The sequence below is a fragment of the Pantoea sp. BR_17 genome (assembly GCF_041955125.1).
GTDB classification, from domain to species: domain Bacteria; phylum Pseudomonadota; class Gammaproteobacteria; order Enterobacterales; family Enterobacteriaceae; genus Pantoea; species Pantoea stewartii.
The window spans coordinates 98,410-120,133 of the sequence record NZ_JAVAXT010000010.1 but is presented as its reverse complement, the minus strand read 5'-3'; the positions used below and the strand labels follow the sequence as shown (position 1 = coordinate 120,133).

Here is a 21,724-nt window from a genome sequence, read left to right as displayed (position 1 = left end):
GCAAAAAGCGGGGAGCGCGGACAAAGCAATGGGCAGTCTCCTGCCCAGTGTTAAGGGGATAATTGTGCGTCAGACAGGCTGCTGACGTAACGCTGTCAGCGGCCCTGGCCCGCTGAGCGTGAAGACGGAAAGCAGCGTGAAGGCCAGTGCAATACAGCCCAGCACCAGATACGCGCCCTGGAAGCCAATGCTTTCGTACATATTGCCCGCCAGTACCGACATAAAAATCATCGCTAACTGCTTAAAGAAGCAGAAGCACACCAGATAAATCGTGGCGGAGAAGCGCACCTCAAACTGGCTGGTGATGTATTTAAAACAGCCGACGATCAGGAAAGGGATCTCAAACATATGTAATGTTTTCAGGATCACCACCTCCACCGCCGTGGTGGCAAAAGAGGAGCCCATAATGCGCACAGACATGATCATGCCCGCCAGCAACAAGGCATTTTTGCCGCCGATACGGTTAACGATGAGCGGCGCAAAAAACATGATGCAGGCGTTCAGCAATTCGCCCAGCGTGGTGACGTAACCAAAGACGCGCGTGCCCTGCTCACCCGACGTAAAAAACGAGGTAAAGAAGTTGGCAAACTGCTGATCAAATACATCGTACGTACAGGAAACGCCCACAACATATAGCGACAAAAACCACAGTTTGGGTTGCTTAAACAGCTCCAGTGCCAGCTTCAGACTGAACGCGGACTGGTTCGCCCCCACGGCCTGCGCCACCGTGGCAGATGAGGAATTGCTGGTGCGTGAAAAGAACAGCAGCAGCGCCAGGATCACGGCACAGCCAGAGCCTAACCAGAAAACAAACTGGTTATTAATGGTGAACATGATGCCGACGATAGAGGCGCACAGTGCCCAGCCAACGCAGCCAAACATACGGGCCCGGCCAAATTCAAAATGGCTGCGGCGACTGACTTTCTCAATATAAGCTTCAATTGCAGGTGCCCCCGCATTGTAGATAAAGCCCAGATAAATACCGCCCACAACCGAACCCGCCAGAATATTCACCTGCAGGAGCGGGCCAAATACATAAATAAAGAAAGGGGCGAACATCACCAGCATGCCGGTGATCACCCATAACAGGTGTTTGCGCAGCCCGAGTTTGTCGGAAAGCAGCCCAAACAGCGGCTGGAACAGTAACGAAAACAACGAAATACTGGCGAAGATAATGCCGGTGTCCCCTTTGCTGATGTGATTAATATCATGCAGCCAGATGGGGAAGAACGGGAAATAGGCACCCATGATGAAAAAGTAAAAGAAGAAGAAAAGGCCAAACAACCAAAAGTTAGTATTTTTTAAATAGTACATAGCGGACTTCCTTATGCGAGAGTCAGGCAGGCCGGAGCCTGCCCGCTAAGTTACTTTTGTTGCCCCCAGGTAAACTGGTAGCCATAACGTCCGGCACTAAGCAGGAATTCAGGGGACACCGACGGACTCCAGGAGTCATCGCCGCCGACGCCCATATGGAAGCCATCAATGTTGAGCCAGGTGCCTGCTTCAGGCTGCAAAAGGTGACGGTGGCTGGTATCCATCAGCTGTTTCTGGCTGTAGCGGCTGATGTTGAACTGAAAATCACCGCGCCACTGATGGACACCGTACCGCAGTTCACGCGTGCCACAGCGCAGGCCGTTCTCGGTGGGGAAGACATACGGCGTGTACATGTCGTCCAGCGATAAATCCCAGCGATCAAAGCAGGCCGCGGTCAGGCGATCCGGGTAGTTTTCATGGGGACCCAGACCTAACCAGTTCACCCGATCAGCCACCTCCGCTAACTGGCAACACATCCCGATGCGGGCCGGATACGGCGTATCGCGGGCGACCTCGACATTGACCGTCACCTGCATCTCACCAAAGCCATCGATACGGTATGTTTTGCGGCTGACAAACAGGGTCTTGCCCTGGAACTGCCAGGCATGTGCGGTGGTAATCAGTACGGCATCGGTGAGCGTTTCCGCGCTGCACTGCAGGGTGATAACGTCCGCCTGGTAATGCCCCGCCGCTTTCCAGCGCTCAACCCAGGCGTTGGGATCGATACGGGTGGCCTCGCTGACACCGATATCGTTATCCAGTGGCGCGCGGGTGAACTGGTCCGTCAGCGGCGACAGTAACTGTGCTTTTTCATCAATCCAGTACTGCGTCAGGACGCCCTGATCCCGACTGAACGCCCAGCGCTGGTTATTCACCACCACGCTAAAGCGGTCTTCGCTGCGCTCAAGCACGGGGGCGCTGGCGGCCACAGACGCAGGCGCGATATCAAGAATCGTCTCCAGCGGCCACTGCTGCCAGGCACTGATGTGTCCGGCTTCGGACCAGGCGGTAGGTTGCGGCTGCTCTACGCGCACCGTTAACCACAATTGCCCTGCGGATTCTGGCAGTGGCATGGCGGGCAGGGTAATACGCTGACGGCCCTGCGGTGCGATGTCGAGCGTGACCTCACCTGTCGCCAGCAGATTACCGTCCTGGGCCACGGACCAGTGCAGAATTTCATTGTCACTATGGCGGAACAGGTATTCGCTGGTGACCTCCAGCGTGCGCTCACTGCCGGGCAGCAGGCTGAACTGGAAGAACTGCTGTGCGTGGCGCGCTTCATACAGCGACGGATGCGGCGTCCGGTCGGCAAAAACCAGCCCGTTCATGCAGAACTGACGGTCGTTGGGCGTATCGCCAAAGTCACCGCCATAAGCGGACCAGGCTTCGCCGTTCTCATCGTACCGAATTAAAGACTGATCGACCCAGTCCCAGACAAAACCGCCCTGCAGGCGGGGATACTGACGGAAGGCCTGCCAGTACTTCGCATAGCCGCCCAGGCTGTTGCCCATCGCATGGGCGTATTCACACAGAATCAGCGGCCGCTGCTCGCCCGGCATCGACAGCCATTTCTTAATCGACCATTTTGGCACCGCCGGGAACGGCTGGTCCTGATCAACGCGCGCATACATCGGGCAAATGATGTCAGTGGCCGCCGTGTTGGCGCCGCCGCCTTCATACTGCACCGGACGGGACGGATCTTCGCTTTTCAGCCAGCGGTAGAGCGCATCATGGTTGGCACCATGGCCTGATTCATTGCCCAGAGACCAGATAATAATGCAGGGGTGATTGCGGTCACGCTGCACCATGCGCGTAACGCGCTGGCTCATCGCGGGCAGCCAGGCCGGATCGTCACTCAGGCGATTCATTGGCACCATGCCGTGGGTTTCGATATTGGCTTCATCCACCACATACAGCCCGTAATAATCACACAGGCTGTACCACAGAGGATGATTGGGATAATGGGAGCAGCGCACGGCGTTAAAGTTATTCTGCTTCATCAGCAGAATGTCCTGCACCATTGTTTCGCGATCCATCACCTGGCCGTGGACAGGATGGTGCTCATGACGGTTGGTGCCGCGGATAAGCAGTGGCTGGCCATTGAGTAACAACAGGCCGTTCTCAATACTGACGTGACGGAATCCCACATCGCAGGCTTCCGCTTCAATCAGCGTGCCGTCCACCCGATGCAACTGCACCACCGCCCGATAGAGATGCGGCGTTTCCGCGCTCCAGAGCGCAGGATTGTTCACGCGGAGGGACAGCGTTGTCCGATCGTTCCAGGCGCCGCGCTCGTCAACGATCGCACTGCCCAGTGGCGATGTCGCGTCCCCCACCAATTCACTGCCTGCAAAGAGCTGTATGCTCACCTGTAAGTCGTCATCCAGCGTGCCGGCGACGCGCACCTCGGCGTCCAGCCGGGCACGGCTGAAATCGTCATTGAAATGTGTGCGGATACGCAGATCGCGGATATGGGTGGCCGGTTTGTGCAGCAGGGTGACATCGCGGAAAATGCCGCTCATGCGCCACATGTCCTGATCTTCCAGGTAGCTGCCATCGCTCCAGCGTAACACCATGACGGCAAGACGGTTTTCACCCCTGACCAGGTACTCCGTCAGATCATACTCCGAGGGCAGACGACTGTCCTGACCATAGCCAACCCAGCGGCCGTTGCACCACACATTAAACGCTGAATTCACACCGTCGAATACCACTCGGGTTTGTCCTGACACCAGCCACCCGGCATCCACATTAAATGTGAGCGAATAACATCCTGTGGGGTTTTCAGCGGGAACGAAGGAGGGATTTACCGGGATGGGATAGGTGACATTGGTATAGATGGGAACATCATAACCCTGCATCTGCCATACCGACGGCACGGCTATCGGCGCGGCCTCGGCCAGATCCTGCGTCCGCCAGCTCTCCGGTACGGCCTCGGGCGCGGTGAAATAAGCAAATTGCCACTCGCCATTCAGACATTTAACATGCGCTGACTGATGCTTCTCACGCGCTGCTTCTGCACTGCGCCAGCTGCAAAAAGGGGGATGGGCTTCCAGCCGGTTACGTTCGCTGATGCCAGGGTTTTCCCAGTCGCGCCGGGCCAGTACGGCAGCCAGTGAATCTCTCTCCAGGGCCATGTTACTCTCCTGCGTAAAATTGTTATCCGCTCACATAAAAATGACATTACGAGCCAGGTCAGCGCTTGTAAAGCAGGGAAAGGCGAATGAGTGAACTGCCTCACAGCAAAGCGCATTCGGGCATAACGTAGCGTCGGGGGCCTGGCGAAGCAGGACAAAGCGGGCGCGGTCAGGCAACGTCGAAGCCGTCACAGGTCAGTGAAATCAGCCGGGAAACTGATAAGGCCAGCGCAACGCGGTGAAATGATACGGCAGGAGAAGGGGGGCAGGTTCGGGTGCGTAATCCGTCGTGGTCGCCAGGGTGACGGAACGCGCGCATCTGGGCGTTCCGCCAACGGTCACCTGCCCCGTATGGGTTCTGCTGCCCGCCGGGCGGGCCTGCGCGCGGCGACAGTGGGCATTAGCCCGCAATCTGATGACGATAGGGCAGCGCCGTCATCGCGCCTTTGGCGGTCGTCGCCAGTGCGCCACATTGCTGAGCGCTGGTTAAGCATGCCGCCAGCTCCGTTTCATTGGTGGGCAGGCCTTTTTCTGCCAGTCCCCACAATAACCCCGCGACAAAAGCGTCACCGGCACCGGTGGTGTCCACGCTCACCACGGGCAACGTGGGATAGTGATAATGCTGACCCTGGTGCCAGACTTTTACGCCGGCTTTGCCCTGGGTGACCATCAGCAGACTGATCGCATAGCGTTCTGCCAGCATCTGCAGGCTGTCACCGCCCTGCGCCTCTTCGGTCAGAAAGGCCAGCTCTTCCTCCGACAGCTTGACCACATCTGCCTGTTGCAGCGCGCGGTTCACACAGTCACGTAACTGCGCGTCATCGCGCCACAGGTCGTGGCGAATGTTGGGATCAAAGCTGACATATCCCCCGGCTTCGCTTATCCGCTGCATCGCCGTAAAGGTCGTGGTACGGGACGGTTCGGCGGCCAGCGCAATGGAACAGCAGTGAAGCCACTCGCCCGGCTGAAACGGCGGCAGATCGCCTTGTTCAAGAAACAGGTCTGCGCTGGGCCGGACCATGAAGGTAAAGGAGCGTTCGCCCTCATGGTCGAGCGCGACCACGACCGTTGACGTGCGATGCGCGCTGTCCAGCGTCATATACGCCGTCTCAACCTGCTCACTGGCCAGCGTTTGCTGCATAAAATGGCCAAAGGGATCGTCCCCGACCCGGCCGATAAATCCGCTCTTGCCCTGCAAGCGGGCAATGCCGACGGCCACATTGGCGGGCGCGCCGCCTGCACACTGAATTAAATGCCCCGGTCCGTCCGGAAGCAGGTCCACCACAGCGTCACCCAGACACCAGACTCGCGCTGTCATCGTTATCTCCTGCTCAGCTATAGCTAAATTTTACTAAACCGTTTTAGCATAGCAATGCTCAGCCGTCATCAATGTGATTTAGGCAGAGAAAACAGACACAGGGCTGACGGTCAATTGCCTTAAGCATTGTAGTAAAGCGATACAAAGTCACCGCCACCAGGGTTAAACCGGCGTGCTGGCAACTGCTACACTCGTGACACTCCAAACACAAAAAGGCGAACCTCATCATGTCTGAACAACACTATCAGCCCGCTAAAGTCTGGAAGTGGGACCCGGAAGCCAAAGGTAACGGCGCCAAAACAAATCGCCCAACCGCAGGCCCAACGCATGAAAAAGCCCTGCCGGTCGGTAAACATCCTTTGCAGCTTTACTCCCTTGGTACGCCAAACGGCCAGAAAGTCACCATTCTGCTGGAGGAGCTGCTGGCGCTGAACGTAAATGATGCGGAGTACGATGCCTGGCTGATTAACATTGGCGAAGGCGACCAGTTCACCAGCGGCTTTGTTGATATCAACCCGAATTCCAAAATCCCGGCCCTGAGTGACCACTCTGCCACGCCGCCGATTCGGGTGTTTGAATCCGGTAATATCCTGCTCTATCTGGCAGAGAAATACGGTTATTTTCTGCCAAAAGACATTGCGAAGCGCACCGAGACGCTGAACTGGCTGTTCTGGCTGCAAGGCTCTGCCCCTTATCTGGGCGGCGGTTTTGGTCACTTCTATCACTACGCGCCAGAGAAAATTGAGTACGCCATTAACCGCTTCTCACTGGAAGCCAAACGTCAGTTTGACGTTCTGGATCGTCAGCTGGCCAATAACCGCTATCTGGCCGGTGATGACTACACCATTGCTGATATCGCCACCTGGCCGTGGTACGGCAGCATGGTGCTGTACAACCAGTACAACGCGGCCGAATTCCTGGATCTTCAGTCCTATAAAAATGTGGTGCGCTGGGCCAAAGAGATCGCCCAACGTCCGGCTGTGATGCGTGGTCGCAAAGTTAACCGCGTGATGGGCGATCCCGCCGACCAGCTGCGTGAACGCCATGATGCATCGGACTTTGATACCCAAACCCAAGACAAGCAGGCCTGAGGAGAAAGACAGTGAGTGCATATGTCGTATTTATTCGTGATAACACCCTGAATCAGGATGAAATGGCTGCCTACGCGGAAAAAGCGGGCAAAGCACGGGGTGACCATCCCATCAAACCGCTGGCGTTCTATGGCGAACTGGAAACGCTGGAAGGGCCTGAAGTCGAAGGCGTTGTGATTATTGAGTTCCCGACGACTGAGGCGGCGCATGCCTGGTATGACAGTCCGGAATATCAGGCGGCGAAACAGCATCGCCTGAAAGGCGCCAACTACCGTGTACTGTTAGTGAAAGGCGTGGACAGCTAACGGCCAGGGGCCGCTGTCGTCCTGCGGATCACGACGTCATCCTGACGGACCCGCAGGCCGGCGGCTGCCCACTTAGCCAGCCAACGTAACCCCTGCCCTTGTGAACCTCATCCCGGGATGGTTCCCCTGTCTTTGATCAGCTAAAACGAAACAGCGAAATCGCCTGCTGCAACGCGCCTGCCTGCTGCCGTTGCTGCTGCGCAACCTGAAGCGTTTCGGTCACATGTTTGACGTTATGCTGCACGCTGTGATCGATACTGCTAATACTTTGCTGAATCTGCGCAATGCTCTGATTCTGCTGGACGCTCATCTCAGAGAGTTCACTCACCAGCTGTGACAGGCTGTCGATACTCACGTGAATGGCCTGCATGGTTTGCGCGGCCTGGTCAACCTGAACGGTGCCCTGACCGGCGCTGGAGCTGGAGGCATCCATCAGTTGCCGGATTTCCCGTGCCGCATTCTCACAGCGTAACGCCAGGGTACGCACCTCACTGGCAACGACTGCGAATCCGCGTCCTTCCTGACCGGCTCGTGCGGCTTCCACCGAGGCGTTCAGCGACAGGATGTTGGTCTGGAAGGCAATGCCGTCAATCAGTTCAAGAATGGTTTTTACCCGCCCCGACTCGACATTAATCTGGGCCATTGAGTGCATGGCCTGCTGAATATTCTCCTGGCCTTTACTGGCGACCTGGCGGGTTTCCCGGGCCAGATCGCAGGCCGTTTGCGCTTTGTCCCGTGCCAGACTCGCCGCCGCGCTGATTTGTGACATTGCACTGGTCGCAACATCCAGCGCCTGCGCCTGCTCGTCAGTGCGCTGTGACAGCGCGGCATTACGAGACAGCATGCTGTCTGATTCCTGCAGCAGTTCCGCAACGCCGTGGCTGACCTGATTTAACGTACCGCGCATCGTCCCCAGCGTCTGACTAAAGGTGCGGGCAAAGGGCGTTTCGCTCTGCTGACTGTCCGCAAACAGCGTCAGGCAACCAGGCTCGCGGTTAATGCGGGCAGCCAGTTGCGCCACTTCGCTGGAGGCGCGCAAATCCGCAGCCATCTGCCGGGCAATAAGCACCAGCATCGCGGTTTGCGCCACCACAAACAGTGAATGAAACAGCACCATCTCCAGACCAGGATGGTGAAAGACCACGATGCCAAACCGATCGTGCTCCTGCAGATAGTTAAATACCAGGTGATGCACCGCGCCTGTCGCGGCTGCCATCAGAAGCGGTCGGCTGTCGCGGTAAACCAGCAAGACCGACAGTAAAACAAAAACCGAAAAGTGAAACTCGGTTTCGCCCCGGCCCAACTGAATCAGCAGCCCCGCAAACCCAATCAGCGTGAAGGCCAGCCAGAGTCGGGAAAACAGCGTTCCGTTTGCCAGCCATCCCACCAGCGTGGCGACCAGCGCCAGCGCGGTACCCACGGTTATGGCCAGCCACGTTGACTGATACAGACTGCCGACGATAGCGGAAATCACTACCAGGGCCCAGCACAGCATAACAATCAGCCTGTCGGCCTGCTTCGCAATACGCTGAGGGGAAACCCCCTCCTCGACGCGGGTTAAATCTGTATTCATAGGTACGCATCCACCAGAGGTTGCACCGCGCCTCAGACCTGAGACGTGCCCAGAGTTGGTCGGCGCAACGGGCGCAGACACATAAGATTGGTATCGACGCGTACCGTAAATACTTTATGGCGGGTAATGCATAACTGAGGGCGATTTTTCAAAACCTCACAGATTCGTTAACGATGCATCCATCTGCAAATTTTCCTGCAGAAAAGTCACAAACGCCGAGATGCGTGCTGGCGGCTGCCGCTGCGCCTGCCAGACGGCAAAAATATCGCCATCGGGCGCATGCCAGGCAGGCAGAACATGCAGCAATTCCCCCGCCGCAATGCTGTGTTTTGCGTCCCACCATGAGCGCAGCAAAATACCATGACCATCCAGCGCCATGCGCATCGCCACTTCCCCGTCGTTGGTCACCAGATTACCGCGCACCTTCTGGCTCAGGTTCTCAGCGCCGCTAACTAAGCGCCACAGAGCGAAGTCGCTGTCATGTTGCCTGAGTAAAATGCAGTTATGTTGCGCCAGCGCACGGATACTGTCTGGCAGGCCGTGCTTCGCCGCATAGCCTGGCGAGCAGCACAGCACGCGCGGATTCTGGACCAGCTTACGGGCGATCAGCCGCGAATCCGGCGGCTCGCCTACGCGAATATCAATATCCACATGCGCATCAAGAAAATTCAGCGGCTGGCTGCTGAGCTGCAGGGAGAGGGCCAGATGAGGATGGCGGGCGGCAAAAGCTGACACGCAGGGGGCAATATGGCGACGGCCAAAGCCGAAGGAGGCGTTGATGTTCAGCGTGCCGCGTAACTGCGTCGTTTCACCACTGACCGCCTCTTCCAGTGCCGCCAGTTGCTCCAGCAGCGGACGGGCACCGTCCAGATAGCGCCGCCCTTCCGGCGTCAGTTCCAGCCTGCGCGTGGTGCGGCGCAGTAACTGTACGCCCAGCCGCTGCTCCAGCTGGCTTAATCGTTTGCTGACGGCCGCCAGCGATAATCCCAGCTCGCGCGCCGCCGCCGTTAAGCTGTCCAGAGAAGCGACGCGCAGAAAGAACACTAAGTCATCACTGGAGGTGCGTGATTCTCTACTTTGATTCAACATGGGATTAACTTCCAGGCTAATTATTTACCTCAGGTGGAGAGTTATACTGCGCCGATGCCTGATCATTAATCAAGCTGCATATCGACAGCCTTCACCCACTGACGGGCCCCTACAACATCAACCTCAGAGGTACCCTGTGACAGAGAAAATTCATCGTATCGCCGTGATTCCCGGCGACGGCATTGGTAAGGAAGTAATGCCAGAAGGTATTCGCGTGATGAATGCCGCAGCAGAAAAATTTAATATTCCGCTGCAGTGGACGTGGTTCGATTATGCCAGCGCGGAATACTGGCAACAGCATGGCAAAATGCTGCCTGATGACTGGTTTGCTGAGCTGAAAACCTTTGATGCGATCTATTTTGGCGCGGTCGGCTGGCCCGATATCGTGCCGGATCACGTTTCTCTGTGGGGGTCGTTACTGCAGTTCCGTCGTGAGTTCGATCAGTACGTTAACCTGCGTCCGGTCCGCCTGATGCCCGGCGTGAAAGCGCCGTTAGCCAACCGGCATCCCGGTGATATCGACTTTTACGTCGTGCGCGAAAACACGGAAGGTGAGTACTCCAGCGTCGGCGGCACGATGTTCCCCGGCACAGAACGAGAAGTGGTCATTCAGGAAACCGTGATGACCCGGGTGGGCGTTGACCGCATCCTGAAGTTTGCCTTTGACCTGGCGCAGCGTCGGCCTAAAAAACACCTGACCTCTGCCACCAAATCAAACGGCATCGCCATCACCATGCCTTACTGGGACAACCGCGTTCAGACAATGCAGGCGCATTATCCTGACGTTAAGGTCGACAAGTATCATATTGATATTCTGACCGCGAATTTTGTTCTGCATCCCGACTGGTTTGATGTCGTGGTGGCCAGCAATCTGTTCGGCGATATTTTGTCAGATCTGGGCCCTGCCTGTACCGGCACCATCGGCATCGCGCCGTCCGCTAATATTAACCCGGAAGGCAACTTCCCCAGCCTGTTTGAACCGGTACACGGTTCCGCGCCCGATATCGCCGGTAAAAACATCGCGAACCCGATTGGTCAGATTTGGTGTGGTGCGATGATGCTGGAGCATCTGGGCTACAAGGCGGCAGGAGATGCCGTGCTGGATGCCATCGAACGCACGCTGGCCGCAGGCGAGCACTTAACCCGCGACCTGGGCGGCAGCGCCAATACACAGCAACTGGGCGACGCTATCGCAGCGGCGCTGTAAGTTACTCTGCCAGCAGCACCACGCTGTCCGGATGCCAGCCTGGCGGCAGTGGCTCAGGCCGCTGAATCGCCAGGTGGTGCAGGTGCAAATGTTCAACGCCGCGCGCGAACAGGCCCGGCAGCCCGCCCGGATAGCGCTCCACGCCGTACGCCTCGCCCGTGGCCACATCGACCCGGTACGCGTTGTCCAGCCCCATCCCGGTCGGTGAGTCCGGATTACAGGGCGGGCGAACATCGAACTGACCCTGTACGCCCTGCGCGACTGTCTGACGCAGCTGTAGCTGGCTGATGACGATGTCGCGGATCCAACCCGGCTGCGCCGCATGCAGGTTGATCGCTCCTTCTGCCACACCGCTGAGATGGCTGAACTGAACCTGTTCAACGATCCCCGGTGGCACCTGCGGATCGCGCGTGCGCACAGAAATAAACAGGGGATCGGCTTTGCCCCAGTGGCAGGCGGCAACATGGTGACAGTGAAAGGTGATGTGACTGAACAGGACGCGCCGTATCGCACCGCCGTCCCGCGAGACGATGCCAATGCCGCGGTTGGAATCAAATATGCTGCAGCCGGTCACGGTAATATCTTCGACGTCATCCCAGGTTTCCGTGCCGATTTTAATCGCGCAGCTGTCGCTGCGCAGCAGGCAGTTGCTGATCGCGATGCGCCGGGCCGGACGGCGCAGACTGCCAGGCTTCAAGGTTGTTTTAATGCAAATCGCATCGTCAGCGGCGCTGAAGTAGCTGTTGCTAATCAACACGGCCTCGCAGCTGTCGATATCCAGCGCGTCCGTGTTGGGCAGCGTCATGGCGTTATCAATGGTCAGATGGTCAATGTGTACATGGCGGCAGCTGACAAGGTGCACCGTCCACATTGGGGCCTGAAACAGGGTAAAGTCCTTGAGCGTCACCTGCTCGCAGTCCTCAAAGACGATCATGCGCGGTCTGTCTGCCCTGGGCATGCGATAGCCCTGTTCGTCGGCCTCTGCCGCAAACCAGGCTTCGGCGTCGCCTTCTATACGGCCTTTGCCACTGATCGTCAGATTGCGCTGCCCCAACGCATACAGCAGGACGTTATGCGATTTCTCAGCACTGCTCAGCGTCTTCCATTGCTGATAATCTGCCAGGTGCCGGCTGGCAATCAGCACCGCCCCGGCGGCCAGATGCAGCTCAAAATTGGAAGGCAGATTCAGGCTGCCACTGCGATAACGCCCCGGTGGCAACGTCAGCCGACCGCCGCCCGCTTCGGCAATCTGATCGATCGCGCGTTGCAGTGCCTGCGTGTCCGGCGTTTCACCGTCCGCTGCCGGATGAAAATCAGCAAGAGAAAGATCCATTTTTCGGCCTCCGTCGTGAAGTGTGACCTGGTGGGGTTATTTCACCGCGCCTTCGGTCACGCCACTGATGAATTTGCGCTGGAAGAACAGGAACACCAGAATGAGCGGCATAATGACGATCATCGCCCCTGCCATCAGTACCGGGATATCGATGGTGTTTTTATTCTGAAAAAACATCATGCCAATCGGCAGGGTACGCAGTTCGTCTTTATTCACCAGAATTAACGGGATAAGAAATTCGTTCCACGTCCAGATAAATAGCAGCAAGGCCAGCGTGGAGATCGTCGGCCAGATAGCCGGGACTAAAATGCCCCACAGGATTTTGACGCGCGACGCACCATCCATTACGGCCGCTTCAACCAGCTCTTTCGGAACCTGCTGGAAGGCGCTGGCAATCATCAGCGTCGTAAAGGGCAACGAGAGCGCAATCTGCGGCAGGATCAGGGCCAGAGTGGTATTGGTTAATCCCATCCAGTGCAGTTCGTGATACAGCGGAATGATAAAGGCTTCACTTGGTAATACCATGCCCAGCGCCAGCATCGCCGCCACCAGCTTTTTACCGGGGATTTTCAGCATGGCAAAGCCAAATCCGGCCAGAATACCCAGCAAAATACTGCACAGCACCACCGGAATCACGACCAGCACGGAGTTCATAAAGTAAACGTTAAAATGCCCCTGTTGCCAGGCGGTCACGTAATTTTTGATATTCAGTGACGCAGGCAGCGTAAACACGCCCTGAAACAGCTCTGTCTGAGTCTTAAATGAGGTCATAAACGCCATCAGAAACGGCATGATGGTCAGCAACGCCACGACCCAGATGAGCGCACGAGAAATAACCGGAGTGCTTTTCATCAGTAACGCTCCTTCAGGGCCAGATGAATCAGGTAGTTAATCCCTAGCACAATCATCATGCTGAATACGGCAACCGATGAGGCATAGCCGAAGTAGTGCAGATCAAAACCCTGCTTATACATAAAGATATTGGTGACCATCGTGGAAGTGCCCGGCCCGCCCTGGGTCATCACATAAACCAGATCAAAGGCTTTTAAGCTGGCAATCACCGTCAGGAGCAGCGCGATACGCAACTCCGGGCGCAGGCCCGGCAGCGTGATGCGCATAAACTTACGCCGCCGCGACGAGCCATCCAGATCGGCCGCTTCCAGCAGGGACGGGTCCATACGCTGTAGGCCCGCCATAAACAGCACCAGACAGAAGCCAAAGAAGTACCAGGTGGCCACCATGCCCACGGCAGGCAGTGCCCAGGTAAAATCCCCCAGCCACGACATTGCCAGCTGCGGTAAACCGACAGCACGCAGGAACTGATCGATCGGGCCAAATGCCGGGTTATAAAGCCAGCGCCAGACCACGCCCAGCACCGCCATCGGCATGATATAGGGCAGGAAGAACAGAATCCGCAGCACGCTGCGCTCGGTATTGTTGCGGGTTTCATACAAAAAGCTGCACAGCAGGAGTCCGACGCTGATCGGCAGCAGCGTATAAAACAGCATCAGGATGGCGTTGTTGCCCAGCGCAATCCAGAACACCGGATCGCTGAACATGCGCAGGTAGTTAGCGACGCCGGCGAAAACCGGCATGGATATGCCATCCCATTCGGTAAAACTGATTCCCAGTGACGCCAGCAGCGGCAATAACAGAAACAGTCCATAAACCAGCACGGCTGGAAGAAGATAGAGAAAATTGCGCCAACTGCTTTGATTCAACATAACCGTACTCGTCGTAGTGAGATCGACATTCAGGCCCGGCAGATATGCTGCCGGGCATCCGGCTTAGTGTTTCAGGGTTTTTATATAACGCTGATAGTTGTTATCGAAGTTAGTGACCATCTGATTCGCCGTGAGTCGTCCCGCCAGCAGCAGCTGTACGTTTTGATTGAGTTCGGCGTTCATCGTCGGGGTGGCCCAGTCCACATAGTGACCCAGTCCGTCATAGGCATTGAGCGTCAGCCAGACCTGATAGGCCTCGCCTAAGAGCGGATTGTCGGCCGGGATTTTTGCGTCTTTACTAGTGCTGGCGGGCAGGAAGCCCACACTCAGCCAGCGGTTTGCCATGCTGTCTGACACCATATAGTTGATAAATTTGGCTGAGGCATCCTGCTGCGCTTTGGTTTTTGCCATGCTGGTCATCGAGAAGGCCAGGTCAGTCCCGCCGACCATCAACGGCTGCTTCACACCCTCACCCGCCGGCATCGCGGCAAAGTGAATATCTTTATTGTCTTTAAACTGGCCCAGATACCAGGTGCCGCTGACCAGAAAAGCCGACTGACCGTTCTGGAACAGCGTGGCGGCATCATCGTGGCCAATGCCCTGATAGCCAGGGAACAGGTAACCTTTATCGGCCCAGCCTTTCATCATCGTGGCGGCCTTAATCAGCTTTTCATCTTTGAACGTGCCGCCCACGTCATAAATCAGGTCATCCAGCGCTTTACGATCGTGACTTTCAATCTGCGCTTCCCACAAGGTGCTGAGCAGTTGCTGACCCATATTGCCGTCCAGCAGACCTAACATCATTGGCGGCGTGCCCTGCTGCTTCAGTTTTGCCATGGCGGCTTCCAGCTCGCTCAGGGTTTTCGGCACCGCAATACCGGCTTTATCCAGTAGCGCTTTGTTGTAATACAGGCCGACCATTTCACCGAGGCTGGCAACACCGTACAGCTTACCGCTGCCAAACTGACCACTGTCAGACCAGCGGTTACGCTTCAGAATGGAGTCCGGGAAGCGTTTGGTCCAGCCGTACTCGGCCGCATAGCTGTCCAGCGGCAGCAGCAGTTTGTCTTTTACCAGCGATCCCATATCGCCGCCGCCCTGGTTCACCTGTGCGATCTGCGGCCCTTCGCCTGCGGTTAACGCCAGCTTCAGGGGAATTCGGGTATCTTCGAAAGAGTGCACGGAGCGATTAATGACGATGCCGGGGTTTTGTTGAGTGAATTCTTTAATGCCTTCATCGACTGCCGCCGTTTGCTGAGGATACGTATAGATATCCCACTCATTCAGCGTGACTTTGCTGTCGGCATGCGCAACGCTGCCCATCAGCAAGCCCGCCGCCAGGAGGCTACGAACCGACGTGCGAAAACGGAACGAACGAACTGAGGAATCAGACATCATGCTCACTTTCTCCAATAGAGGACGGGCATCCTTTCTTCACACGGTCTGCACTCCCGCAGACTGAAGCCGCATAACTCACCTTCTCATCCATAGTTACTTTAATAAAAAAATAAAGTCAAACACCGGGCCGGCGGAATTGCCAGGTTGTGAGCCTGCGCAAAAAATCAACCTGGCAGACCACTTATCCGAATAAGCGCGGGGTGATAAAAAGAAATACAGCGTAATATTCATGCTGATCTTTTCCGCGGCAGCACAATAAACCACCGCCAAAATGACGTAATAACCTGCTGATAAAAAATATGAAAATCCTATGACGCTCACATTTTTAACTTTTAATTTAAACGGATAATCCGCGCAGGCCTTGCGGTAGCACGCCACAAGGGCGCACGGAGACTGGTCTGGTCAGGCAGAGCGCGGACATAACGGGAAGCCCACTGACAGCACGGTAATTATTCCATCTTGAAAACTAAGTCAGCTTTCATTAACGTGAGATTGTTCAATGACTGACCTGTGAGAAATGACGATGGTGAATCAAGGTGTCATTCGTCCGGCGACCGCGTCGGATTATCCCGCGCTCTACCGTATTTGTCTGGAAACGGCCAATGCTGGAAAAGATGCCAGTCACTGCTATTCCGACCCTGAGTATCCCGGGCAGCGCTTTGCCGTGCCCTATGCACGCTTTGCCCCGGATTTTGCCTTTGTGCTGGAGGTTGACGGTGAGGTGATGGGATATGTCGTTGCCACACCAGATACCGTCGCCTTTGAAGCGCAGCTTGCACGCGACTGGTGGCCCCGGCTGCAGGAGAAATACCGCGATCGCACACCTGTCGCCCCTTACGACAGCAAGATTCTTGACAGTATCCGTCAGCCTGAGCCTGCCGCACAGGCGCTGGTGACGCAGTGGCCTGCCCATCTGCATATCAATCTTCTGCCGCCCGTTCAGGCGGGCGGCTGGGGACGCAGGATGATCGAACATGAACTGGCAGCCCTGCGCAACGCGGGTGTGCGCGGTGTCCATCTGGGCGTCAGCCTGCAAAATGAGCAGGTTTGCGCGTTTTATCAACGCCTGGGATTCAGCCATATCCTGCGCAGCAACGCCATCTATATGGGCCAGTTACTTTGATCAGGGGAAGCTTATGACCAGCCTGCGCTTACAGAACGTTAAGAAGTCCTATGACAACATCGGGGTGATTCACGGGGTCGATCTCACCATAAACAGCGGCGAGTTTGTTGTGTTTGTCGGGCCTTCCGGCTGTGGCAAATCCACCCTGCTACGCATGATCGCCGGACTGGAAGAGATTACGGACGGAAAGCTGCTCATCGACGACAAAGACATGACCCGCCAGCCTGCCACCGAACGCGGCATTGCCATGGTCTTTCAGTCTTACGCGCTCTATCCCAATATGACCGTGCGCGGCAATCTGGCGTATCCGTTAGAGGTCATGAAGAAATCAAAAGCGGAGATTGCCCAGGCCATTGAACAGACCGCCGCGCGCTTACACCTGACAGAACTGTTAGACCGCCTGCCGCGCGCACTGTCCGGTGGTCAGCGCCAGCGCGTCGCCATTGGCCGGGCCATCATTCGTCATCCCCGCATTTTCCTGTTTGATGAGCCGCTGTCCAACCTGGATGCCGAACTGCGTCTGCAGATGCGCATTGAAATCGCCCGTCTGCATACCTCACTGGGCAATACCATGATCTATGTTACTCACGATCAGTCTGAGGCAATGACGCTGGCCGATCGCATCGTCGTGCTGCGTAAAGGCAAGATTGAGCAGGTGGGCGCGCCGCTGAGCCTGTACAGCGATCCCGACAACCTGTTTGTGGCCGGATTTATTGGCTCACCGAAGATGAATTTCCTGCGAGCTGAGATTACGGCGACGCGTCAGGGCGAAGTGCAGTTAACCGTCCCTGATCTGGCCATCACGCAGCTGGTACTGAAGATTGAGGCGCCCTGCCATGAAGGTCAGCGCGTAACGCTGGGCATTCGCCCTGAACATATTCAGCCCGCTGCCGCCACACCATCTGCACAGCAATTTAGCGGAACGCTGTCCTTTGCCGAAATGCTGGGCCATACCAGCTACCTTTATCTGGATGTGGGCATTGAACAGATGCTGGTGGTAGAAGAACGTGAGGCTCAGCCACGTGAGTTGGGGACGACGGTCAGGCTGGGACTGTCAACCGATCACTGCCTTCTGTTTGATGAGCAGGGGCAGCGTCTGCGCTAAACCGGATGGCGCCCCGGCGCCGTCAGATGACTTTTCCAGCTTCACCAGTGCAGGCCGCATCATCATACCAGCGGCCTGCGCGCCCCTCGTCAGGTCACCGGTTCTTCGTCTGCCTGTGCAGCCAGCAGGTCGAGCAGCATGTTCACGGCGAAACCCGCCGCGCCCAGGGCCCACATCCGGTTGGATTCGGTGAGAAACTGCAGCGGTGTCATATGAGGCGTAAGCTTCAGACGATAGGCCTGAAAGCTTTGGGTGATATGGTCTAAAAGAATACGCGAGGCCATATGCGGCTCCATAGCCAGATAAACGATATCCGGATCGTAGGCGACCGACAGGTTTGCCAGTGAAATTCCCAGCTCACGACCGGCCTCTTCCAGCGCCGCCAACACATCGGCCGTCGGACGCTGATCAAGCGCCTGCAGCGTTAACGGACCGCCCTCCTCATCCTGCGCCACACGTTGCAGAATGGCGCGGGACGAGGCCACATCCTCCAGCAGGCGCATCGAGCCATCACCGACCAGGCCATTGCCAATTTCGCCCGCTTTGCCGTGCCGTCCACGGTACAGTCGCCGGTTGAGAATGATGCCCGCACCGATGCCTTTGCCGTACGTGGCGATAACGGCAGACTGTGCATGACCCAGTTGCCCAAAGACCATCGTTGCCATCGCCATCGCGTTGGCATCGTTTTCGATAAAGACCGGCAGAGAAAAGCGCGTTTCCAGTAGCTGCGCAATGGGGACATTTTCCCAGTCGAGAACTTTAGACCGAATGCAGTAGCCGTTTTCGGCATCGACTAAGCCGGACAGGGCCAGGCCAATCGCGCCGACGTGTTTTTCTTCAACACCGCGTAAAAACCTGGCCAGTGCGTCGCCTAACTGACGCGGCGTGATCGCGCCCGCAGGCATCTGCTGTTCCCCCAGCAAATTGCCGCTGAGATCCGTCATGACGATCAGGTTACGTTCGGCATTCAGCTGGATTCCGATGACGCTGGCGCGATCGGGATTCAGCCCCAGCAGCGTTTTAGGCCGCCCCATTGAGACCCGCCGCAGGCCAAGCTCCTGCACAATGCCCTGGGCGAGCAGGCGGTTGGTCGCCTGAGACACGGTCGACATACTGAGTCCACTGCGAACCTTCAGGTCAGACTGACTGATGGGCGCATGTTCCACAATCAGTCGCAGAATGCGCGCGGTGACGTTGGGAGCGATCATAAAGTCCTCAGATTTGATCGTGCCATCATTAATGCGCCGTCCAGCGCATCGTATTGCGCAGCGACCAGGCGAGCCTGCACATCGCTTGCCAGCCAGGGCAAAATCGGGGTTGCCAGCCCGCCCATTAACGCAACCTGCCCCTGACTGATGGCGGAAAGACGATTCACCATCAAACCAATATCGTGAGCGGTTTGCCGCAGTAAGACGGTCGCATGAGGATCGTCTGCATGTGCCGCGGCGAAAACCTCGGGCACCACGCGCGCCCAGTCGGCCGGCATGGCATCGCGCGTCCACAGCAGCATGGATTCCGGGCTGTGATCAAAACGCGCCATCAGGCTGTGCGTCAATGCGGTACGTTCAACAATGGCTTCATGCGCCAGCAGCGCCAGTCGCAGTGCCCGTCGACCAAGCTCAGCGCCCGATCCCTGGTCGGAAAGCGCAAATCCCCAGCCGCCCAGCAGCGTAAAGCGTTCGCCATCCCATGCCGCGCCCTGGCTCCCGGTGCCGGTAATAAAGACCGCGCCCGGTGCCGCCGCATGCGCACCGGCGCAGGCGATTTCCACATCACTGACGACCTGCAGGGCCGCGCAGTCGGGCTGCCATTGTGCCAGACGTGCCTGAACGGAGGCCACATTGGCCCCCGCTAAACCGGCTACCAGCGACGTGTGAGACAGCGCCTCGGGGGCCAGACCGGCCTGAGACAGCACCGCCGCGATTAACTGTTCAACGCTGTTCAGTGCGGCATCGAACTGGGACCAGACGTTAGCGGGACCGCCCACAACCTGGGCCAGGAGCGTGCCCTCACTGTCGGTTAACCGTGCGCGACACTGGGTGCCGCCGCCATCAATACCAAGGAGATAGTGTGATTGCACGCGCTTCCTCCCGCCTTAACTCATCTCGATTCTGTAATCTGCGAACGATAGGTGAAAAAAACTTAAATCGCAATAACAAATAAATATAGGGAAAAAAAAATAACTATTTTTTATTTAAAATCAGTTAAATAACAAAAAATACGTACGCAAATCACACAACCCGTTATTGACATTACTTTTTCCATCGTAATAAGTTGGTGGTCAGCATCTCAACCATAACGTCCGGTCAGCGGCGTGATTACCGTTGTCAGAACTCAGGATCAGGGGTTTCCCATGAAAGTAGGCATTATTGGTCTCGGCTTTCGTCTTTCTCACGTGGTTAAAGAGTTTCACAAAGCCGATCCCGCATTTTCGCTGGTAGGCTATTGCGATCCCGCACCTGCCGGGCTGCCGAATCTGCACAGTTTTGGTATCGATCCCGGCAAGGCGTTTGACTCCATTGACGCGCTGCTGCAGCACGGCGGCTTTGATTTGTTGCTGGTGGGCTCGCCAAACTTTATGCATCTTGAGCATGTCACGCAGGCGCTGGCAGCAGGTTATACCGTATTTACGGAAAAGCCTGTCGTGATCAATGAAGAACAGACGATGGCGATGGCAAGACTGGTGCGCCAGTACGGTGAAGACCGAATCCTGGTTGGGCTGGTGCTGCGTTACTCACCGCTGTACCACGATCTGTTGGCCGCACGGGACGATCGTCGACTGGGTGAAATTACCTCAATTGAAGCCACTGAGCATATCAAGCCTTACCATGGCGCGTTCTTTCAGCGCGACTGGCGCAGGCTGGAAAAATATGCCGGCCCCTATATTCTGGAAAAATGCTGTCACGACATCGATCTCTATCAGGGATTAATGCAGGAACGTCCTGTGCGGGTTGCCAGCTTTGGTGGACGCAAATCCTTTACACCACAACATGCGCCGCAGGGCGCAGTGAATGCGCAGTCTGAGATTTACCATACTAAACCGAGTGGCTGGGCGAGTACCGACGCGGTCTTTGACAGCGATGCGGACATCGTCGATTACCAGACGGCCCTGATTGAATATGCCAGTGGCGCGACGCTCGCCTTTCACGCCAACCTGAATGTCCCGGACGAGTTCCGTCGCTTCTGCGTGATCGGGACTGACGGCATGGCCGAGGGCGATTTTGTCCGTAACTATTTCCGCGTGCACAACGCACGTACCGGCGAAAAAGAGGTTGAAACCATTTACAACGGTAATGCCTACGATGGCCACTACGGGGCTGATGCCTTGATGGCTGAAGAGATCGTGAAACATATTAAGCAGGGCACGCCGCTTAAAGTTTCTGTGATCGATGCACTGGAAGCGGGCCTGACGGCCATTAAGATTGACGAAGCGCGCAAAACCCGCAGCGTCATCGATCTGACCGAAAGCTGGAAAAATTTTGACGCCAACCTGGGAAAAACGGGAACGCCTTAGTTCCCTCCTGATCTTTTCTCCCCCGAGAGCATCAGGTTGATCGCTAGCATCACTGACTGGTACCTCACTCAAACCGGCCCTCTGGGCCGGTTTTTTTTAGGGCAAAGGGAAACGTACCGTTTCTTACCAGCCTGCCCGCCGATACGAAAGGTTGCTGACAGCCTGCGCGTGAACGACGCTCCGCGCCTGCGACGCCTTCATCAGGTTCACGCTGAGGCACGCCAGTGTGGCTGCCTGCTTACAGGAGCCACATTCAGAGTGGCTCCTGTAAGCAGGCCATTCGGCGCTGCAGGCGCCTTGCGGCGTCAGGGGCCAGTCAGCCACAGCCCGGTTTCTTCGGGCGTTGAGGACAATGCCTGTACCCGCCCTGTCCGGCGTGCCATACCGTTTCGTACGCCCCTCAATTCGTCCCGCTATTTAGCAATCTGGTCGCGTTTTCTGTCACGATTATCACAATCATAATTACGTGCGAACGATAAAAAAAACCGATAAC

17 protein-coding genes are annotated in these 21,724 nt (G+C 56.6%); 6 read left to right on the top strand and 11 right to left on the bottom strand.

Features of this window, described 5'->3' with window-relative positions; all coding sequences use genetic code 11:
- Positions 1 to 69 precede the first annotated feature (69 nt).
- From RAC60_RS15955 to RAC60_RS15945, 3 genes are all read right to left on the bottom strand, one after another.
- Positions 70 to 1,314 (bottom strand): MFS transporter, encoded by a 1,245-nt coding sequence (locus RAC60_RS15955; protein WP_375094005.1) that lies wholly within the window; start codon positions 1,312 to 1,314, stop codon positions 70 to 72.
- 50 nt (positions 1,315 to 1,364) lie between these two features.
- On the bottom strand, positions 1,365 to 4,451 hold the full coding sequence (locus RAC60_RS15950; RefSeq protein ID WP_375094004.1) for a beta-galactosidase: 3,087 nt from the start codon (positions 4,449 to 4,451) through the stop codon (positions 1,365 to 1,367).
- 400 nt (positions 4,452 to 4,851) lie between these two features.
- Complete coding sequence (locus RAC60_RS15945; RefSeq protein ID WP_375094003.1) at positions 4,852 to 5,769, bottom strand: aminoimidazole riboside kinase; 918 nt, start codon at positions 5,767 to 5,769, stop codon at positions 4,852 to 4,854.
- A 227-nt stretch (positions 5,770 to 5,996) separates the two neighbouring features.
- Between RAC60_RS15945 and yghU the strand changes: the two genes are divergently transcribed.
- Positions 5,997 to 6,860, top strand: coding sequence for a glutathione-dependent disulfide-bond oxidoreductase (gene yghU / locus RAC60_RS15940; protein WP_006121666.1), 864 nt, complete (start codon positions 5,997 to 5,999; stop codon positions 6,858 to 6,860).
- An 11-nt stretch (positions 6,861 to 6,871) separates the two neighbouring features.
- Positions 6,872 to 7,165, top strand: a complete 294-nt coding sequence (locus RAC60_RS15935) for a DUF1330 domain-containing protein (protein WP_375094002.1) — start codon at positions 6,872 to 6,874, stop codon at positions 7,163 to 7,165.
- Between the two features lie 136 nt (positions 7,166 to 7,301).
- Here the strand turns inward: RAC60_RS15935 and RAC60_RS15930 are convergent, their stop codons facing one another.
- Positions 7,302 to 8,738, bottom strand: coding sequence for a methyl-accepting chemotaxis protein (locus tag RAC60_RS15930; protein ID WP_375094001.1), 1,437 nt, complete (start codon positions 8,736 to 8,738; stop codon positions 7,302 to 7,304).
- A 156-nt stretch (positions 8,739 to 8,894) separates the two neighbouring features.
- Positions 8,895 to 9,827, bottom strand: a complete 933-nt coding sequence (locus RAC60_RS15925; protein ID WP_006121672.1) for a LysR family transcriptional regulator — start codon at positions 9,825 to 9,827, stop codon at positions 8,895 to 8,897.
- Positions 9,828 to 9,963: 136 nt separating this feature from the next.
- Here RAC60_RS15925 and RAC60_RS15920 point away from each other — a divergent pair, with 136 nt between their 5' ends.
- On the top strand, positions 9,964 to 11,034 hold the full coding sequence (locus tag RAC60_RS15920; RefSeq protein ID WP_277283806.1) for a tartrate dehydrogenase: 1,071 nt from the start codon (positions 9,964 to 9,966) through the stop codon (positions 11,032 to 11,034).
- A gap of 1 nt (position 11,035) precedes the next feature.
- Here RAC60_RS15920 and RAC60_RS15915 read toward each other — a convergent pair whose 3' ends face one another.
- The 4 genes from RAC60_RS15915 to RAC60_RS15900 all read right to left on the bottom strand — a co-directional run bounded on the left by RAC60_RS15915 (position 11,036) and on the right by RAC60_RS15900 (position 15,486).
- The gene (locus RAC60_RS15915) at positions 11,036 to 12,367 is read right to left on the bottom strand and encodes a glycoside hydrolase family 28 protein (RefSeq protein ID WP_185200055.1); all 1,332 of its coding nucleotides are present in this window, start codon (positions 12,365 to 12,367) and stop codon (positions 11,036 to 11,038) included.
- A gap of 36 nt (positions 12,368 to 12,403) precedes the next feature.
- Positions 12,404 to 13,219 (bottom strand): carbohydrate ABC transporter permease, encoded by an 816-nt coding sequence (locus RAC60_RS15910; protein ID WP_039339038.1) that lies wholly within the window; start codon positions 13,217 to 13,219, stop codon positions 12,404 to 12,406.
- Complete coding sequence (locus tag RAC60_RS15905) at positions 13,219 to 14,091, bottom strand: carbohydrate ABC transporter permease (protein WP_205953863.1); 873 nt, start codon at positions 14,089 to 14,091, stop codon at positions 13,219 to 13,221. The genes RAC60_RS15910 and RAC60_RS15905 overlap by 1 nt, the downstream gene beginning before the upstream one ends.
- 63 nt (positions 14,092 to 14,154) lie before the next feature.
- A complete protein-coding gene (locus RAC60_RS15900; protein WP_054688500.1) occupies positions 14,155 to 15,486 on the bottom strand; it encodes an ABC transporter substrate-binding protein in 1,332 nt (443 codons plus the stop codon).
- Between the two features lie 526 nt (positions 15,487 to 16,012).
- Between RAC60_RS15900 and RAC60_RS15895 the strand changes: the two genes are divergently transcribed.
- Together RAC60_RS15895 and RAC60_RS15890 are read left to right on the top strand one after the other, a co-directional pair.
- Positions 16,013 to 16,612, top strand: coding sequence for a GNAT family N-acetyltransferase (locus RAC60_RS15895; protein ID WP_375094000.1), 600 nt, complete (start codon positions 16,013 to 16,015; stop codon positions 16,610 to 16,612).
- Positions 16,613 to 16,625: 13 nt separating this feature from the next.
- Positions 16,626 to 17,717, top strand: coding sequence for an ABC transporter ATP-binding protein (locus RAC60_RS15890; protein ID WP_375093999.1), 1,092 nt, complete (start codon positions 16,626 to 16,628; stop codon positions 17,715 to 17,717).
- Between the two features lie 89 nt (positions 17,718 to 17,806).
- On the opposite strand, the gene RAC60_RS15885 is transcribed toward RAC60_RS15890, so the two are convergent.
- Positions 17,807 to 18,925 carry an ROK family transcriptional regulator gene (locus RAC60_RS15885; RefSeq protein ID WP_033739033.1) on the bottom strand — a complete coding sequence of 373 codons (1,119 nt, stop codon included), beginning with the start codon at positions 18,923 to 18,925 and terminating at the stop codon, positions 17,807 to 17,809.
- On the bottom strand, positions 18,922 to 19,797 hold the full coding sequence (locus RAC60_RS15880; RefSeq protein ID WP_375093998.1) for a BadF/BadG/BcrA/BcrD ATPase family protein: 876 nt from the start codon (positions 19,795 to 19,797) through the stop codon (positions 18,922 to 18,924). The genes RAC60_RS15885 and RAC60_RS15880 overlap by 4 nt, the downstream gene beginning before the upstream one ends.
- A 273-nt stretch (positions 19,798 to 20,070) precedes the next feature.
- Between RAC60_RS15880 and RAC60_RS15875 the strand changes: the two genes are divergently transcribed.
- Entirely contained in the window at positions 20,071 to 21,231 is a 1,161-nt protein-coding gene (locus RAC60_RS15875; protein ID WP_006121682.1) for a Gfo/Idh/MocA family protein, read from the top strand.
- Positions 21,232 to 21,724 lie beyond the last annotated feature (493 nt).